The 15,496-nt window shown below is 46.4% G+C and carries 17 protein-coding genes and 1 riboswitch; of the genes, 13 read left to right on the top strand and 4 right to left on the bottom strand.

The window, feature by feature from the left end:
* Positions 1-140: 140 nt before the first annotated feature.
* A complete protein-coding gene (locus tag ACE5LO_RS02375; RefSeq protein WP_375518472.1) occupies positions 141-998 on the top strand; it encodes a helix-turn-helix transcriptional regulator in 858 nt (285 codons plus the stop codon).
* Positions 999-1,215: 217 nt separating this feature from the next.
* Here the strand turns inward: ACE5LO_RS02375 and ACE5LO_RS02370 are convergent, their stop codons facing one another.
* Positions 1,216-1,626 (bottom strand): SDR family NAD(P)-dependent oxidoreductase, encoded by a 411-nt coding sequence (locus ACE5LO_RS02370; RefSeq protein ID WP_375518471.1) that lies wholly within the window; start codon positions 1,624-1,626, stop codon positions 1,216-1,218.
* Between the two features lie 183 nt (positions 1,627-1,809).
* Positions 1,810-1,901: riboswitch (cyclic di-GMP riboswitch) on the top strand.
* A gap of 154 nt (positions 1,902-2,055) precedes the next feature.
* On the opposite strand from ACE5LO_RS02370, the gene ACE5LO_RS02365 reads away from it, so the two are divergent.
* Complete coding sequence (locus tag ACE5LO_RS02365; RefSeq protein WP_375518470.1) at positions 2,056-2,784, top strand: LuxR C-terminal-related transcriptional regulator; 729 nt, start codon at positions 2,056-2,058, stop codon at positions 2,782-2,784.
* Between the two features lie 128 nt (positions 2,785-2,912).
* Here ACE5LO_RS02365 and ACE5LO_RS02360 read toward each other — a convergent pair whose 3' ends face one another.
* On the bottom strand, positions 2,913-3,551 hold the full coding sequence (locus tag ACE5LO_RS02360) for an SDR family NAD(P)-dependent oxidoreductase (RefSeq protein WP_375518517.1): 639 nt from the start codon (positions 3,549-3,551) through the stop codon (positions 2,913-2,915).
* A gap of 280 nt (positions 3,552-3,831) precedes the next feature.
* On the opposite strand from ACE5LO_RS02360, the gene ACE5LO_RS02355 reads away from it, so the two are divergent.
* The 11 genes from ACE5LO_RS02355 to ACE5LO_RS02305 all read left to right on the top strand — a co-directional run bounded on the left by ACE5LO_RS02355 (position 3,832) and on the right by ACE5LO_RS02305 (position 12,533).
* Positions 3,832-4,815 carry a class I SAM-dependent methyltransferase gene (locus tag ACE5LO_RS02355; protein ID WP_375518469.1) on the top strand — a complete coding sequence of 328 codons (984 nt, stop codon included), beginning with the start codon at positions 3,832-3,834 and terminating at the stop codon, positions 4,813-4,815.
* Positions 4,802-5,542, top strand: coding sequence for an acetoacetate decarboxylase (locus tag ACE5LO_RS02350; protein ID WP_375518468.1), 741 nt, complete (start codon positions 4,802-4,804; stop codon positions 5,540-5,542). Before ACE5LO_RS02355 ends, ACE5LO_RS02350 begins: the two co-directional genes overlap by 14 nt.
* 1 nt (position 5,543) lies before the next feature.
* Positions 5,544-6,314 carry an SDR family oxidoreductase gene (locus tag ACE5LO_RS02345; protein ID WP_375518467.1) on the top strand — a complete coding sequence of 257 codons (771 nt, stop codon included), beginning with the start codon at positions 5,544-5,546 and terminating at the stop codon, positions 6,312-6,314.
* Between the two features lie 25 nt (positions 6,315-6,339).
* Positions 6,340-6,576 carry an acyl carrier protein gene (locus ACE5LO_RS02340; RefSeq protein ID WP_375518466.1) on the top strand — a complete coding sequence of 79 codons (237 nt, stop codon included), beginning with the start codon at positions 6,340-6,342 and terminating at the stop codon, positions 6,574-6,576.
* 26 nt (positions 6,577-6,602) lie between these two features.
* Complete coding sequence (locus ACE5LO_RS02335; RefSeq protein WP_375518465.1) at positions 6,603-7,823, top strand: beta-ketoacyl-[acyl-carrier-protein] synthase family protein; 1,221 nt, start codon at positions 6,603-6,605, stop codon at positions 7,821-7,823.
* Complete coding sequence (locus ACE5LO_RS02330) at positions 7,813-9,063, top strand: beta-ketoacyl-[acyl-carrier-protein] synthase family protein (protein ID WP_375518464.1); 1,251 nt, start codon at positions 7,813-7,815, stop codon at positions 9,061-9,063. Before ACE5LO_RS02335 ends, ACE5LO_RS02330 begins: the two co-directional genes overlap by 11 nt.
* 21 nt (positions 9,064-9,084) lie before the next feature.
* Positions 9,085-9,525, top strand: coding sequence for a 3-hydroxyacyl-ACP dehydratase FabZ (gene fabZ / locus ACE5LO_RS02325; RefSeq protein ID WP_375518463.1), 441 nt, complete (start codon positions 9,085-9,087; stop codon positions 9,523-9,525).
* A gap of 143 nt (positions 9,526-9,668) precedes the next feature.
* Entirely contained in the window at positions 9,669-9,866 is a 198-nt protein-coding gene (locus ACE5LO_RS02320) for a 4'-phosphopantetheinyl transferase family protein (RefSeq protein ID WP_375518516.1), read from the top strand.
* A 30-nt stretch (positions 9,867-9,896) separates the two neighbouring features.
* Positions 9,897-10,679, top strand: coding sequence for an enoyl-ACP reductase FabI (gene fabI, locus ACE5LO_RS02315; RefSeq protein ID WP_375518462.1), 783 nt, complete (start codon positions 9,897-9,899; stop codon positions 10,677-10,679).
* Positions 10,680-10,891: 212 nt separating this feature from the next.
* Entirely contained in the window at positions 10,892-11,683 is a 792-nt protein-coding gene (locus ACE5LO_RS02310) for a flavin-containing monooxygenase (RefSeq protein WP_375518461.1), read from the top strand.
* Between the two features lie 49 nt (positions 11,684-11,732).
* Positions 11,733-12,533 carry an NAD(P)/FAD-dependent oxidoreductase gene (locus tag ACE5LO_RS02305; RefSeq protein WP_375518460.1) on the top strand — a complete coding sequence of 267 codons (801 nt, stop codon included), beginning with the start codon at positions 11,733-11,735 and terminating at the stop codon, positions 12,531-12,533.
* Between the two features lie 129 nt (positions 12,534-12,662).
* Here the strand turns inward: ACE5LO_RS02305 and ACE5LO_RS02300 are convergent, their stop codons facing one another.
* Together ACE5LO_RS02300 and ACE5LO_RS02295 are read right to left on the bottom strand one after the other, a co-directional pair.
* Entirely contained in the window at positions 12,663-14,627 is a 1,965-nt protein-coding gene (locus ACE5LO_RS02300; RefSeq protein ID WP_375518459.1) for a glycoside hydrolase family 127 protein, read from the bottom strand.
* 29 nt (positions 14,628-14,656) lie between these two features.
* A complete protein-coding gene (locus ACE5LO_RS02295; protein ID WP_375518458.1) occupies positions 14,657-15,484 on the bottom strand; it encodes a carbohydrate ABC transporter permease in 828 nt (275 codons plus the stop codon).
* Positions 15,485-15,496: the final 12 nt, after the last annotated feature.

Raw genomic sequence — 15,496 nt, 5'->3', positions numbered from 1 at the left:
AGGATACCTCCCTGAAGCTGAATAAATTCTGTAGATAAGGATAGAATGTCATGAAAATTATCCTATTACAAGATATAGTTTATGCTAGTATAATTACTACCATAATAACTCTATACATCGTTGCAAAAGGAGAGAGGCGAATGAATTCCCAAACCAGGCTGCAGGCGTTATCCGCTTTTTTAAAGGCCCAGCGTGCCAAGCTTTCTCCCGAAGGGGCCGGGTTTCCGGGAGGCGCAAGACGAAGAACTCCAGGGCTGCGCAGGGAGGAGGTGGCGCAGCTGGCAGGGGTGAGCACCACCTGGTATACATGGCTGGAGCAGGGGCGCGACATCAAGGTGTCCCCGTCTGTACTGGATTGTGTGGCCACAGCGCTCCAGCTAACAGCCGATGAGCGAAAATACCTGTTTTCGCTCGCGTTAGAACCCGGGCTGTCAGCATCCTATCTGGCAAAACAGGAAGTGCCGCTCATTACTCCTTCTCTGGACAAAATTATAACCGAGCTGCGCTATTGCCCGGCGATTATTTCAGATCGGACCTGTCATATTGTGGGCTGGAACCTTGCAGCTGCTTATGTATTTCTTGATTTTGAGCTGATTCCCCGGGAAGAACGCAATATGATCGAATTGCTCTTTTCGCGCAGGGAGTTCAAAAGATTGGCGGTGAACTGGGAGCATTTCGCCAGCGGTTATCTTGCGATGTTCCGTTCGTACTATGGCCAGTATGTGGAAGACGAATGGTATGATCATTTTCTGGAGGAGATGAAGAAGCGTTTTGCAGATTTTGAGCAAATGTGGGAGCAGAGCCGAGTGAGCTACGCGCCGGAGGTGCATCTGGAGTTCAGACATGCCAAGGCGGGCAAGATGGTATTCGAGCTTACGTCGCTGCAGGTTTATGGCGAGCATGATCTGCGCTGCAGCATCTATACACCGGATACAGGCACGGAAGAGAAGTTGAAAAAATTGATGAATGAGCAGGGGGCAGAAATGCAGATAAGATAAAGCCCTCAGATAATTATCTCGTTGCGGTGAAGAAAAAAGACACAATTCCTTTTATGAGGTGTAATGAAATGGCATTGCAAAATAATAAGAAAATACACTATTGTTTGTCTTATGCCAAAACAATAGCACTCCTATTTGAAGGAGGCATATCCGTCGTCAAGCATGAACACTCCCGTTAATAGCTCTGGCTTCATCCAATGAAATCATATATACAGCATCAGCTATTTGCTTTGGATCCATCAATGTGTTGCTTGCCGGCTGCGAGAATTCCATAAGCCGTACCATGCTGATTTATACTAATCGTCTTATGGTATTCCTCCAGATTCATATTTGCTAGCGATGGTATTAAGGGATCATACCCGGCGTTATTAAACATCACATCAATACTGCCATAAGTTTCAACAGCTGCTTCAACCAAGGCTTCGATCTCCTCGTATTTTATAGCATCTGTCCTTACGAAAATCGCTTCTCCTCCATTTGCCTTAATGGTTTGAACAACGGCTTGACCATGCTCCTCGCTGCGACCAGCTATAACGACTTGGTCTTCTTCCTGTGCAAACTTATAAGCAGTGTATTCTCCTATTCCACGTGTTCCTCCAATGATAACAGCTACTCTCTTATTACTCATCGGGAACTCCTTCTTGAATATTCTGACATACATCTTCATGATTCCTCAATTAGCGAACAAAGGAAATACCCAATTCTGGGTATTTCCTTTGTTTAAGTCGGTTTCTATACTTATTTGTAAGCTGGTATAGAGAATTACTACACCAATCGACAATTTTATGTATTTCATACAATTTCATATTTCGTACGATAATAGTAAACCCACTGAAAGGTGGCGACGCAAAGCTATAGGGGCTAAGGTGAGATCGTAGATCACTATGCCAGCCAGTTGCCGAATACGACGGGAGCCTCCGTCTATTTTGTTATGGCAATCATAATAATAGACGGGGCTTTTTCATTTTCCCATTAGCTTCCGGATTCGGCAGCAGCGGTGAATAGGAGATCGATTTCAGTATAAATCACTTATTCTTAGAGGGAAGAAGGGAAAATAATGGACCAAAGAATATTGCTGGAAGTAAATGATCATTTTCCTAATATTCTCAGCATGTCTGAATTTAAAGAAAGGTTGATTGAACGAAAAGAAATCCTGCATTTACTGCAAGAGGAAACCAGGAGTATGAACGACATGCTGTCGATACCCTTTTTACTTGTGATTGCGAATCCGGATGGAACCATTGTCGATTATTACGGTACCGATTCGTTAAAAGGTTATTTTGAAAGAAATAATATAAGAAACGGCACATCATTCGCGATGGAATACTTAGGAATAAATGCCATATCATTATCCATGGAACATCAAGCGGTTTCTGTCGTCATTGGAGACGAGCATAGCAACAAATTGTTTGCCGAGTTGTCCTGGGTTTGTACGCCCATTCGAATAAAAAATGTTATTATAGGCTATCTTAGTCTCTGTTTTCACTATTTTCATGAGGTTACATTTGCACTGCCCCTCATTGAACATCTGGCAAGGAATATTGAAGAAAAATTACCTCAAAAGGACCCCGTTCTACAAAAAGAACTGACCTATTCTCTCTTTGATCAATATGAACTGACAAACCGTGAGAAAGAAATCGCCTATGGGTGGCTGGAGAATAAAAACGTACCTGAAATTGCGGATATTTATGGGATCAGTGAAAGCACGGTCCGTACTTTTATCAAAAAAATCTATGCAAAAACGAGAGTCAATCATAAAGGGGCTTTTCTTAAGAAATTTTCATAACACACAGAAATACACACAGAAATACATAAGCATAAAATGCCCTTTTATAGGTATTTTTGTTTGTTAAAAAATATATTCCCCTCATCCTAAAGCGAGTAGCTTGGGATGAGGGGAAGTATCAGTTCTATTTATACCAAAACAACAGCATTCTTATTTAAAGGAGGCATGTCCGTCGTCAAGCATGACAACACTAAGTCCGTGTCAACGAAACCCGGTGCTACTGCAACGACTCTGATACCGTAAGGGGCGTATTCGAGCGCCGCAGATTTTGTCATCATGTTGACTGCTCCTTTGGTCGCGTGATATGGAAAGGTTCCAGGGCTTGCCAAATATCCGAATACAGATGAGTTGTTGTTGATGATGCCCCTCTTATTCAGTTCTATCATTTTCTTGCCAGCTGCGAGAATTCCATAAGCCGTACCATGCTGATTTACATTAATCGTTTTATGGTATTCCTCTAGATGCATATTTGATAATGATGGTATTAAGGAACCATACCCGGCGTTATTAAACATCACATCAATACTGCCGTAAGTTTCAACAGTTGCTTCAACCAAGGCTTCGACATCCTCGTATTTTGAAGCATCTGTCCTTACGAAAATCGCTTCTCCTCCGTTTGACTTAATGGTTTGAACCACGGCTTGACCATGCTCCTCGCTGCGACCGGCTATAACGACTTGGTCTCCTGCCTGCGCAAATTTATAAGCTGTGCACTCTCCTATGCCACGTGTTCCTCCAGTGATAACAGCTACTCTTTTACTACTCATCATGAATTCCTCCCTAAAATATTCTGACGAACATCTTCATGATTCCTCAATAATCGAATAAAAGAAATACCCAATTATGGGTATTTTTTTTGTGAAGGTATAATTTTATAATCTGTGTAACGAAATGTTTAAGGAGAGGTGCCAAGGGAGGTGAAAAAACACAAAGCTGTGCCATCTGTCTCCTGAAATTCTTCTGAAAACGTCCGATCCAATTTGGAGAGAAACGGTCAGGTAATATCCGTTGTCTGAAGCAATGTCTTCTTGGGAGGAAAAACTGGAAATGAACAAAGTTGATAAAAATCATTTACTTGATGATGTGGAAATGAAGATTAATCAAGGTCATTTCTCTGAAGCATTTCATGCCCTTTATCATGGTTTAGACAGCATACGCAGACATTCTTCAAAAGAAGATTGGAAGCAATTTATTGCCCAATATCGTCAACATGCAGTAAATAGCTTTTTCTTACAAGAACCATTATCTCGTCGAGCTTTTGAAAAACCGCGCGGTTATGCAGGTGATCCCGTAATGATGGACTTCATCTATGACTTTGATAAAGCAGCACCCCCATCTTACGAGGAAAGAAAAACAGACATTTCCCATCTTCTAAACTACGAATTTAACCTCATAAGTAGTGGAAATGATGCTGTTCGCGAAAGACAACGTACATTTTCCAGCAAGATTGATCAAACAGCAGCACGGGTTACGAATCCTTATATTCTCTCTGTCGCTTGTGGCCATTTGAGAGAAGTACAAGATAGTGCTGCGTTTAAGAACAAAAGCATTGGAAAATTTGTTGCAATTGATCAGGATCAGGAAGCTCTTTCGGTTGCTGCAGAAATTATAAAGGGCTTTGGAGAAACGATTCCTGCCTCTGTGGTTGACATCATTATGAATGAAGTACCTCTTCCTCAATTTGATTTTATATACAGCGTTGGTGTATTTGATTATCTGCCAGACGGAGTTGCTAAAAAACTGACTAGCGAATTATTTAATTTACTTAATCCCGGTGGTCGATTGTTCATTGCCAACTGGCTTCCGAATACCCCCACTATTGCTTATATGGAAGCTGCATTGGATTGGTGGCTCATTTATCGAAATAAGGAACAAATGCAAGAGTTAATAGAAGATATCCCAAAAGAAAATATTAATAATGTTGATATTTTTGTAGAAAAATACGAGGTTGTTATTTTTATGGAAATTGAGAAGGCGGGAGAAGTGAATCCTTCCAAAAGGAAAGGGGATATAAAAATTGAAACTGCATGAGGTGCGCAAGCAAATTTCAACCCCATTGGGGGCTCCTGCTTTTCCTGTTGGACCTTATTACTTTCATAATCGGGAGTACCTGAACATTCTATATCGTACGGATATGGAAGCCTTGAGACGTGTAGTGCCTGAGCCGCTTGAAATTGATGAGCCTTTAGTCAAATTCGAGATCATGAACATGGGTGATGTTACTGGCTTGGGGACCTATATAGAAGCCGGTCAGTTGATACCGGTGAGCTTCAATGGGGAGAAGGGTGAGTACCAGCACGCGATGTACCTTAACAGTCATCCTGCGATCGCGGCCGGACGTGAGCTCAGCGCATACCCCAAAAAACTGGGCTCTCCACAATTGTATATTGATTCGGACACATTAGTTGGAACTCTGGACTACGGGTCTTTACGTGTGGCCGTGGCTACAATGGGTTATAAACATCAGGCTCTCGACCCGGAGCAGGCTCGTCAAGAAATTTGCCAGCCGACATTCATGCTCAAAATTGTACCGAAGTATGATGGAACACAGAAGGTATGCCGACTGGTGCGTACTCAAATCAAAAATGTGACGATTCATGGTGCCTGGACGGCCCCGGCCCGGCTGCAATTGTTTGCCCATGCATTGGCCCCGTTGTCGGATCTTCCTGTGCTTGAGGTTGTCTCAGCTTCGCATATTGTTACCGATTTGGAATTATCCATGCCGGACGTTGTTTATGACTATTTAGCGGAACATTGAAGTGGATGGGGGGATTAGAATTTTAACCGGAAAAAATTTTTTAGTAATAGGCGGATCGAGAGGTATAGGAAGAGCAACGGTTAAAAAACTGGCGGAACAAGGAGCTAATGTTACATTTACTTATAAAGATAATGAAGCTGCTGCAAAGGAATTGTGTGGTCACGCTGGAAAAGGAAGCGGAAAAATAGAGTGTATTCAAGCTGATGCAGCAGATTCTTCAACCACTTCCCAAGTATTGGAGACGGTCCGCAAAGATATTGCTAAACTGGACGGTTTAGTGGTTAACGCTGGAATCAATAGAGATAGTAATTTGGTAACGATGGATGAGGATAGCTGGAATGAGGTGATTTCTACTAATCTGACGGGGACCTTCCATTATCTGAAATCCGCATCCAATAAGTTTATTCGTCAAGGTTCAGGTTCAATCGTGTGTGTTAGTTCAATAACAGGGTTGGTTGGAATGCCTGGAATAGCCAACTATGCAGCTTCCAAGGCTGGTCAAATTGCATTGGTCAGGTCATTGGCGCTTGAAATAGCAAGATTCAACATCAGGGTTAATGCTGTTGCTCCTGGTTTTATCAATACGGATATGTATCAGGATTTGAGTGAGAAATTTAGACAATCTACTGAAAGGCATATTCCTCTGGGAAGGGCGGGAGACCCGGAGGAAGTAGCAAATGTAATCTGTTTTCTATTATCAGATCAGGCTTCATATATAACAGGATCTGTAATAACTGTAGATGGCGGTTTTGCTCATAAATATTATAAATGAATTTTATACCTGGAGGGATTTAAGCATGGAAACAAAAGAATTAAGAGATGAATTGAAAGAGCTGATCGCTGCCGTTATTGAAATCGATGAATTCGCGGATGATGACAATTTTGTGGAGGATTTGGGTGTAGATTCCATGGTGGCGTTGGAAATTGTTTATGAAATCGAGAAAAAACTCAAAGTGGTTATACCGGCAAAGCGCATCAAAGAAATGGAGACTCTGAATGATGTCGTCAGTATGGTTAGTCAGAAACTGGATTGAAAATTAAAATTTGCGGGGGATTTATAATGGCTAACAGAGTTGTAGTAACCGGGCTAGGTGTAGTATCGCCTACAGGTGCGGGAGTTCGGGATTTTTGGGATAAGCTTTGTCAGGGACAAAGTGGAATAGCAGAGATTACAGCGTTTGATGTAAGCAATTTCACGGTTACTCGCGGGGGGGAAATTAAAGACTTTAATCCCGTTCGATTCCTGTCCAGTACCCATGCCAACAACTTAGCCAGAACTTCTCAGCTAGCAGTTGCTGCGGCTCAAATGGCTAAAGATGATGCGAATATAACGTCATTTACGGATAAAGCAAGAGTTGGTGTATGCATAGGAACGACGATGGGAAACCAATCCGTAGTTGAAGATGATCACGATATTAGAATTAATAATCACCCGAGTAGGGTGCCTCCACCGATCTTTGCACACCCGGAACCCTATATATCCGCCAGTGTATCCAGGCATCTGGGAGCGGAAGGGCCTTCTACTACAATCCCTACAGCGTGTGCTGCCGGAAATTATGCTATTGGGCAAGGCAGTGAATGGATACAAAGTGGCCTTGCGGATATTGTCTTTGTTGGTGGTTCGGACGGAATATCACGAAGCTGTTTTGCGCTTTTTCACCGATTGGGAGCCATGGCGCCGGAAATTTGTCAGCCATTTGATAAAAACCGCAAAGGCATGATGGTTAGTGAAGGGGCCGGAGTATTAGTTTTAGAAAATCTGGAAACGGCTCTAGAACGAGGCGCCCCTATTTATGCGGAACTGCTTGGTTATGGTCTTGCTTGTGATGCTCACCATCCGACTGCCCCTCATCCCGAGGGATTAGGCGCACAAATTGCAATGAACAACGCATTAAAGGATGCAAAAGTCGAAAAAGAACAAATCTCTTATATTAGTGCTCATGGGACAGGCACACCTGCTAATGATTTGACGGAATCGATGGCATTGAAGTCCGTATTTGGATCATTATTAGATCAAATTCCAACCAGCTCCATCAAATCCATGCTAGGTCATACCATGGGGGCGGCTAGCGCAATTGAAGCAGTATCATGCGCTTTATCTATAAAACACCAAGTTCTTCCTCCCACTATGAATTACTCGACCCCGGATCCGGAATGTATTACAAATGTGATCCCAAATCAGAGTATAGCTCGTCCCGTTCATACCGTGCTTAGCAATTCCTTTGCTTTTGGGGGCAATATCTGCTCAATAATTTTAGGAGAGATCGCTAATGTGGAATGACAATGATCCGGTTGTAGTATCAGGTATGGGAACTGTATCCGTGTTTGGAACGGATCATAATCAATTTTGGGATCATCTGCTAGGGGAGTCTGATTCAAAAAGTACAAGTTCAATAAGCAATGACTTTTTAGACTTGCCTGTCATTGAAACCATCCGTGTTAACCATTGGAACCCGGAAGATTTAATCGGCAAGCGTGGGTTAAAGTATCTTTCACTTAGTACACAATACCTGTTTAGCGCTGCAGTGCGATGCTGGCAAGATGCCGGACTGGGTGACATCAGTCCAGTATCCGAATCAGAATCCCTGGACCTGGGGGTCGTTGTGGGCAGCAACTTAGCCGGACTGCAAGCGATGTCAGATTATGATTATATAACAGTTACTCAAGGTCCCCGATCTGTAAGTCCAATGCAGGCACCCAATACGATAGCTAACGCTCCTGCAGCACAGCTTGCCATTAGAACGAATGCCCGCGCATTCAACACTACGATTGCTACTGGACAATGTGCTGGTCTCGATGCCATAGCTTACGCTGTCTCATCTATCCATAAAGGACGTGCCAAACAGGTTTTGGTAGGGGGCGTAGAAGAGATCAATGAAAGAGTTTTATGGATTTATCAACATTCTAATGTTTTACCGAAAGAATATTCGGATCGAGCCGGTAAACCCTTTTCTTCAGACAGTACGGGATGTATACCGGGAGAGGGCGCCTCTGTTATTTTGTTAGAAAGATTATCGGACTGTTTAAAGCGTGGAGGAACTCCACTAGGAAAAATCATTTCATATTCCAACACGGTTGCTATGGATGAAGATTCACGCATTTATGCCATGGAAAGTGCGGTCGGGCAAGTCATCAAACAGGCGGGTATAGATTTTAGTGAAACAAGCGGCATCATATCGGGAGCAAGTGGATTTTATGCACAGGATGCAGTGGAAATGAAGGCGATTCGTCATTTATTTGGAACAATGAATCCGGAGATGCCGATTAGTTCAATTAAAGGGGCAATTGGTGAAACCTATGGAGCATCCGGAGTATTTCAGGCAGCCGCAGGTTTGCTGGCGCTAAACAAGGGCATTTTACCAAAAAGCATGGCACTTTCAGAACTTAATCATCGTGCTCAGGAAAAAATTCCAGTGCATTTGGCAGCGAATCATTTAAAGAAAACTAAAAAACAGAATATAGTGGTTACATCCCAAGACCTGTCAGGCATAACAAATTGTTTGATGCTGGAAAGTGTCTGATCAGAGGAAGGTTGGCTATTCATGAGACTAAGTTCAAATGACATCAGATCTCTCTTGCCACAAGATTACCCTTTTATTTTCGTTGATTCGGTACTGGATTATGAACTCCACGATCATATCACATGCTTGAAAAATGTAAGTTTCAATGAATGGTTTTTTCCAGGGCATTTTCCTGACAATCCGGTTTTCCCGGGTATTTTATTAATCGAAGGTATGGCTCAATCCATCATTTTGCTTTATAAATTATCAATTGGCAAGACAGAAGACGCTGAGAAGAAAATCTTCCTGTTTACTGCAATTAAAAAGGCCAGGTTTTTAGATAAAGTAAAACCAGGCGACCAAGTTATATATAAATGCAGGTTCGTAAGACTCATTGATCATGCAATCTTCGCGGAAGCTGAGGCAATGGTAGGGAATAAGGTTGTAGCCAAAGCTGAAATACATGGCTGTATCAGCGATTAAGGAGATTTGGAGTATGACCATGAAATTATTTTTAGCATTGATTTATATTCGAATATTTTAAGCGATCATTTCAAAGAATTGCTGACTTTTCTTGATGATGATAACAGATGCAAGATTTTAAAATTTAAAAAAAAGAGGCGCAAATAAGGTCCTTAGCCGGTCAATTGTTGATCAGATCTATGATTACCAACGACCTCCATATTCGAAATATGGACATAAGGTTTTCTAAAAGCAAATATGGGAAGCCATACTTGGAAAACAACCCTGATTTCGCTAGTCATGTCATACATGTTGAACCTGAACAATTCTTTTCCTGTTTTTCGATAGATTCCATTTGTTGAAGGTGATTAACAAAATGCTGGAGGTAGAACATGCCGGGCTTATTAGAGGGAAAAAATGTTGTTGTTATGGGGGTCGCGAATGAGCGAAGCATTGCTTGGGGGATTACAAAATCCTTACATCATGCGGGAGCAAATTTAATCTTTACGAACAAACGGGAACGATCCTATAAAAAACTGGTTAGGTTGCTGGACGAACATAACATAACACCCAAATTAATTGTTTCCTGTGATGCGGCAAGCGATAAAAGCATTCAGGAAGCCTTTGCTAACATCAAGGATGAAGCCGGTGTGATTCACGGACTCGTTCACTCCATTGCTTTCGCCAGAGGTGAGGACCTTGAAGGAGAATTTACAGACATCTCCCGTGACGGTTTTTTACTGGCACAAGAAATTAGCGCTTATTCGCTTGTAGCTGTAACAAGAGCAGCGAAAGAGCTCATGACTGAAGGCGGAAGTATTGTTACGCAAACTTACTTGGGTTCAGAACGGATACTGCCTAACTTTAATTATAACGTAATGGGAGCTGCTAAAGCGGCTTTGGAGGCAAGTGTGCGTTATTTGGCAGATGATGTCGGCAAATACGGTATCCGTGTTAATGCTGTATCTGCTGGTATTGTTCCTACCTTTTCGTCTAAAGTTCTTTCCGGTGTTGAACAAAAAATGCATGACATCGAGGAAAAAGCCCCCCTGCGTCGAGGTGTTGACCAGGACGAAGTCGGAGATGCAACCTTATTTTTTATCAGTGATCTATCAAGAAGCGTAACCGGAGAGATCTTGCATGTTGACTCAGGATTTCATATGATCGGCGGTTGACATCATCATCGCAGGTAGGTTTCTTCACTAAGGAGGTGATCTACGAGGTATTTGTCGAAGAGGTTCATGGCGGTGATGAATCCCAATTATATACAGATTTGTTGGTCACGGTGGATGGATTAAAAGTTTGTTATTGCCGAAGGATGGGATTGCGGCTCGTCCCCTGTTGACCGCGGTGTCTAAAAAAACGAGTTAAGAGAGGAGATCAGTCTATGTTGTCTAACTTGAATCAGACCAAGATGGGGGATGCGACGCAAGTCCCCAACTTCGATGTCATCGTTATCGGTGCCGGGTTTGCCGGTTTGTACGCCTTGTATCGCATGCGTGACCATCTGGGACTCACCGTCCGTGCGTATGACTCCGCCGGGGGTGTGGGCGGAACCTGGTACTGGAACCGGTACCCCGGAGCCCGTTGCGATATCGAGAGCATCCATTATTCGTACTCCTTCTCGGAAAAACTCCAGCAGGAGTGGGAGTGGACCGAACGATATGCGTCGCAGCCCGAGATCCTTGCCTATCTCAATCATGTCGCCGACCGCTTCGATCTTCGACGGGACATCCAGTTCAATACGAGGGTGGCCTCGATGGTGTGGGACGAGGAAGCCCATCAGTGGCAGGTCGGATTCGACGACGGGAACACAGCGCGCGCCCGATGGGTCATCTCCGCCACAGGACCCCTGACCGCCGCGCCCCATGTTCCGGATTTCGCTGGAATGAACAAATTTTCTGGCGAAGTCTATATGACCGCGAGGTGGCCACACCAAGATGTGGACTTGAAGGGCAAACGAGTGGCTGTCATCGGCACCGGACCATCGGGCATCCAGGTGATCCAGGAAATCGCTAAGGATGCCGCTTACCTCACGGTCTTCCAGAGGACGGCGGACTACGCAACACCGCTTGGCAACGGTCCGCTGGTTCCTTCGGAACTGGCGTCTGTCAAAAAACGATACTCGAAGATCCGTGAAGCAGCGCGCAACCACTTTTTAGGCATCCCCCCCATATGACGGACCGAAGCCGTCCGCTCTCGCTGTCTCGCCGTTGGAGCGCCGCGAGGTGTACGACAGGTGCTGGAACGGGGGTGGATACCGGCTGTATGTCGATAGTTTCCAGGACATTATGTTCGACAAGCAAGCGAATGACACCGTAGCCGAGTACATTCGCGCAAAAATTCGTGAGCGGGTGAAGGACCCGAAGACGGCCGAGATGTTATCTCACCGTCACCATCCCTATGGCACCAAGCGTCCCCCATTCGAGAGCAACTACTACGAGGTCTTTAACCAGCACAACGTCGAGCTTGTCGACGTCCGGTCTACACCCATTGAGGAGCTTACCGAAACAGGACTGCGAACGAGCGAGCGCTCGTTCGAGTTCGACGTCCTGATTTTTGCCACGGGGTTCGATGCCATGAGCGGGCCGATGATGCGGATGGGTGTTGTCGGCCGGGATGGAAGGCTCTTGACGGAACACTGGTCGAAAGGCCCTCGCACCTACCTGGGGATCGGGATACAACACTTTCCCAACCTCATCATGATCGCTGGGCCTCATTGCCCGCTGCAAAATATTCCACCGTTAATCGAATATCAAGTTGACTTCGCCACAGAGATGATCCGCTTCATGGTGGCGAATGACATCGTCGAGGTGGAGCCCGCAGCTGCAACGGAAGATGAATGGCAGGCGCACATCGACCAAGTCGCTTCGGAGGGGCTATACCCGCTGGCGGATTCATGGTACATGGGATCAAACGTAAAGGACAAGCCTCGCACATGCATGATCTATTTAGGTGGTGGGGACCGCTATCGCGCTTTCTGCGACGAAATCATCAAGAAGGGTTATGACGGGTTTGAGTTCCGATAAACTGAGGTCAGGTTGACCAGGACGAATCATAAGTTCTCGGCTAAAAGGTGTGACAAAAGCAGCGGCTAAAAGAGCGGGTGTCGGTGGATGATTTCCACTAACACCCGCTTTTTTTTCCTGCATTTTGGCCTATGCGCGGCACCGGATCCAAACCGTCATTTCTCCCGGTGCCCGGTTGCTCCAGGCATAATACGGAACGGCCGTAATCCGAACCGGTACCCGTGCTGCCGGGCTGGTGGCATACAGCTCATCTGCATCGGCTGCAGGGCTGTCGGACCGGGTTGCGGTACCGTTGATGACAACTACGCCTCCCAGCAGATTCTCATCGAATTCCGCTTTCAGCTTGGCGTCCGCCGCCAGCTCAATATCCTGCAGGTTGACACCGTTGTCGGCTTCTTCGAGGCAGAAGACGACCGGCCCTCGCTGTAGAGCGGCTTTGCCCGCATTTTCCCGCAGCGCCGGATGGGCAAATACGAGTTCAACCGGCATGCTCAATTCCAGGGTGATGCGGTCTCCCGGCTGCCAGGTTCTGCGCAGGGAAGCATACCCGCTGTTCGTTGCAGTGTCCGTTACTTCCTCGCCGTTGACGGCGATTTTGGCTGCCTTGCACCAGCCTGGAATGCGCAGGGAAACGGCGAATTCAGCCCCCTGGTCCATGTCCAGCTCTAACTCGACAGTTCCGTCCCAAGGATAGCTGGTCGTCTGAAGCAGCCGTACCTGCTGACCGGCAAGCTCCACCGCTGCGTTGCTGCCGATATACAGGTGCACGTACAGCTCCTTGCGCGCATCATTTTGCGAATAGATGTACTGGCCGAGCGAAGCGATCAGGCGCGCGATGTTCGGCGGGCAGCAGGCGCAGCCGAACCACGGCTGACGGGTGACCTTGACTGTCGACATATCATGGCGGTGGTTGGCGGTATCCGGCCACACTTCCAGCGGGTTGACGTAGAAATAGCTTTTACCGTCCAGCGAAATGCCGCTCAATACGCCATTATACAGCGCTCGTTCCATGATGTCCGCATACTCCCGGTCCGCCTCGATCTGCAGCATCCGGTGCGCCCAGAACATGAGGCCGATGGCCGCGCAGGTCTCTGCATAGGCACGGTCATTAGGCAAGTCGTAAGGCACGGTGAATCTTTCTTGAAATTCGGAAGAACCAATGCCTCCGGTGAGGTACATTTTGCGGCGTGTTGTATCCTTCCACAGCTGTTTGCACGCGTCAAGCAGCTGCTGATCCCCGTTCTTCACCGCCAAATCGGCCATGGCACTATAGAGATAGACAGCCCGTACCGAGTGGCCTTCCGCCGTCTGCTGCTCACGCACCGGGGCATGGGCCTGGAAGTAATCATAACTGCGTTTCCGGGAAGTATTCTCCTGCCGTTTCTCTGCTTCCTGATCAAAGAAATGCGGCTGCTGTCCGCGCTGGTCTACGAAAAAGCTGCTCAGCTCCAGATATTTGGCCTCACCTGTGGCCTCATACATTTTCACAAGAGCCAGTTCGATTTCAGGATGCCCGTCGTAGCCCTGGATTTGATCAGACCCCGGACCGAAGACGGTAGCAATATAGTCGGCATATCTGGACATGATGTCGAGGAATTTTCTTTTGCCTGTAGCCTGATAATACGATACGGCGGCTTCCATCAGATGGCCTGCACAGTACAGCTCGTGATTGTCACGCAGGTTGGTCCAGCGTTCTCCCGTTTTTTTGACCGTGTAATACGTATTCAGGTAACCGTCTGGTTGCTGGGCTCTTTCCAGCAGGTCAATGACCTCATCGGCCGTTTTTTCCAGCTCGGGGTCCCGTTCCCTGGACAAAATGAACCCGACGGTTTCCAGCCATTTGCCGAGGTCGCTGTCCTGAAACACCATGCCGTAATATTCGCCTTGTGCTTCACCGGCGGCGAGACGGAAGTTCTCGATCGTATGGCTGGGCTCCGCACCAGGGATATTGTCATTCAAGGCGTCCCATTGATAGGGGACGACCGTCTCGGTTACATTTTGCTCGCGCGAGCTCCAGAAAGGGTCCTGGATCGTCACCTGCTGCAGGGTTAGGGGATTCATCTTTTTCTGTACCTGATTATTCATCGTGCTCATGGACATGCTCCCTTCGGATATGGATTTTTTTATTCACCCTTCAAACCGGACAGCGTAATGCCTTTGATGAAAAAGTCCTGGGCCAGCAGGAACACGGCAATGAGCGGAATGATCGTAATGACGGTGCCAGCCATCAGAACGGGCCAGTCTGTCGAGTACATGCCCTGCATGGAGGCGAGGCCAAGCGGCAGTGTCATCATTTCCTGCGAATTGATATACACGAGCGGAGAGAGGAAATCATTCCACATCCCCATGAAGACAAACACGCCGAGCGTGGCCATGGCCGGTTTGGAAAGGGGTATGAAAATGCGCCAGTACACCCCGAAAGGCGTGCATCCGTCGATCTTGGCCGCATCCTCCAGGGAGGCGGGAATGGTGAGGAAAAACTGGCGCAGCAGGAACGTACCGAAAGCAGATACAAGGGCGGGCAGAATAAGCGCCCAATGCGTATCCACCAGATTGTAAAACCGCATGATGATAAAGTTGGGAATCAGCGTCACCTGGGCCGGGATCATCATCGTAGCCAGATATAGGCCAAACAGCAGCTCCCTGTGCCTGAACTTCAGCCTGGCAAATACATATCCGGCCATGGAGCTGGTGATCAATTGGGCCACCACCGCGATCACGGTGATTTTAACACTGTTCAGCAGATATGTCATGAACGGGAAACGGTCCGAGATGCGCAAATAATTTTCCCATTGAATGGACTCACCGAACAGTGTGGGCGGGAACACAAACACTTCACTGATGTTTTTCAGCGAGGTGCTGACAGACCAGAGAAAGGGCAGGATCATCGTGATGGCACCTGCAAGCAGCACGGCGTGTGCGGCAATTTTCAGCCCCAGATTCGTTTTCACGGCTCACCCTCC

Origin of the sequence: Paenibacillus medicaginis (genome assembly GCF_042138635.1) — a bacterium.
Taxonomy (GTDB): Bacteria; Bacillota; Bacilli; order Paenibacillales; family Paenibacillaceae; genus Paenibacillus; species Paenibacillus medicaginis.
This window is presented reverse-complemented; position numbering and strand designations above follow the sequence as displayed.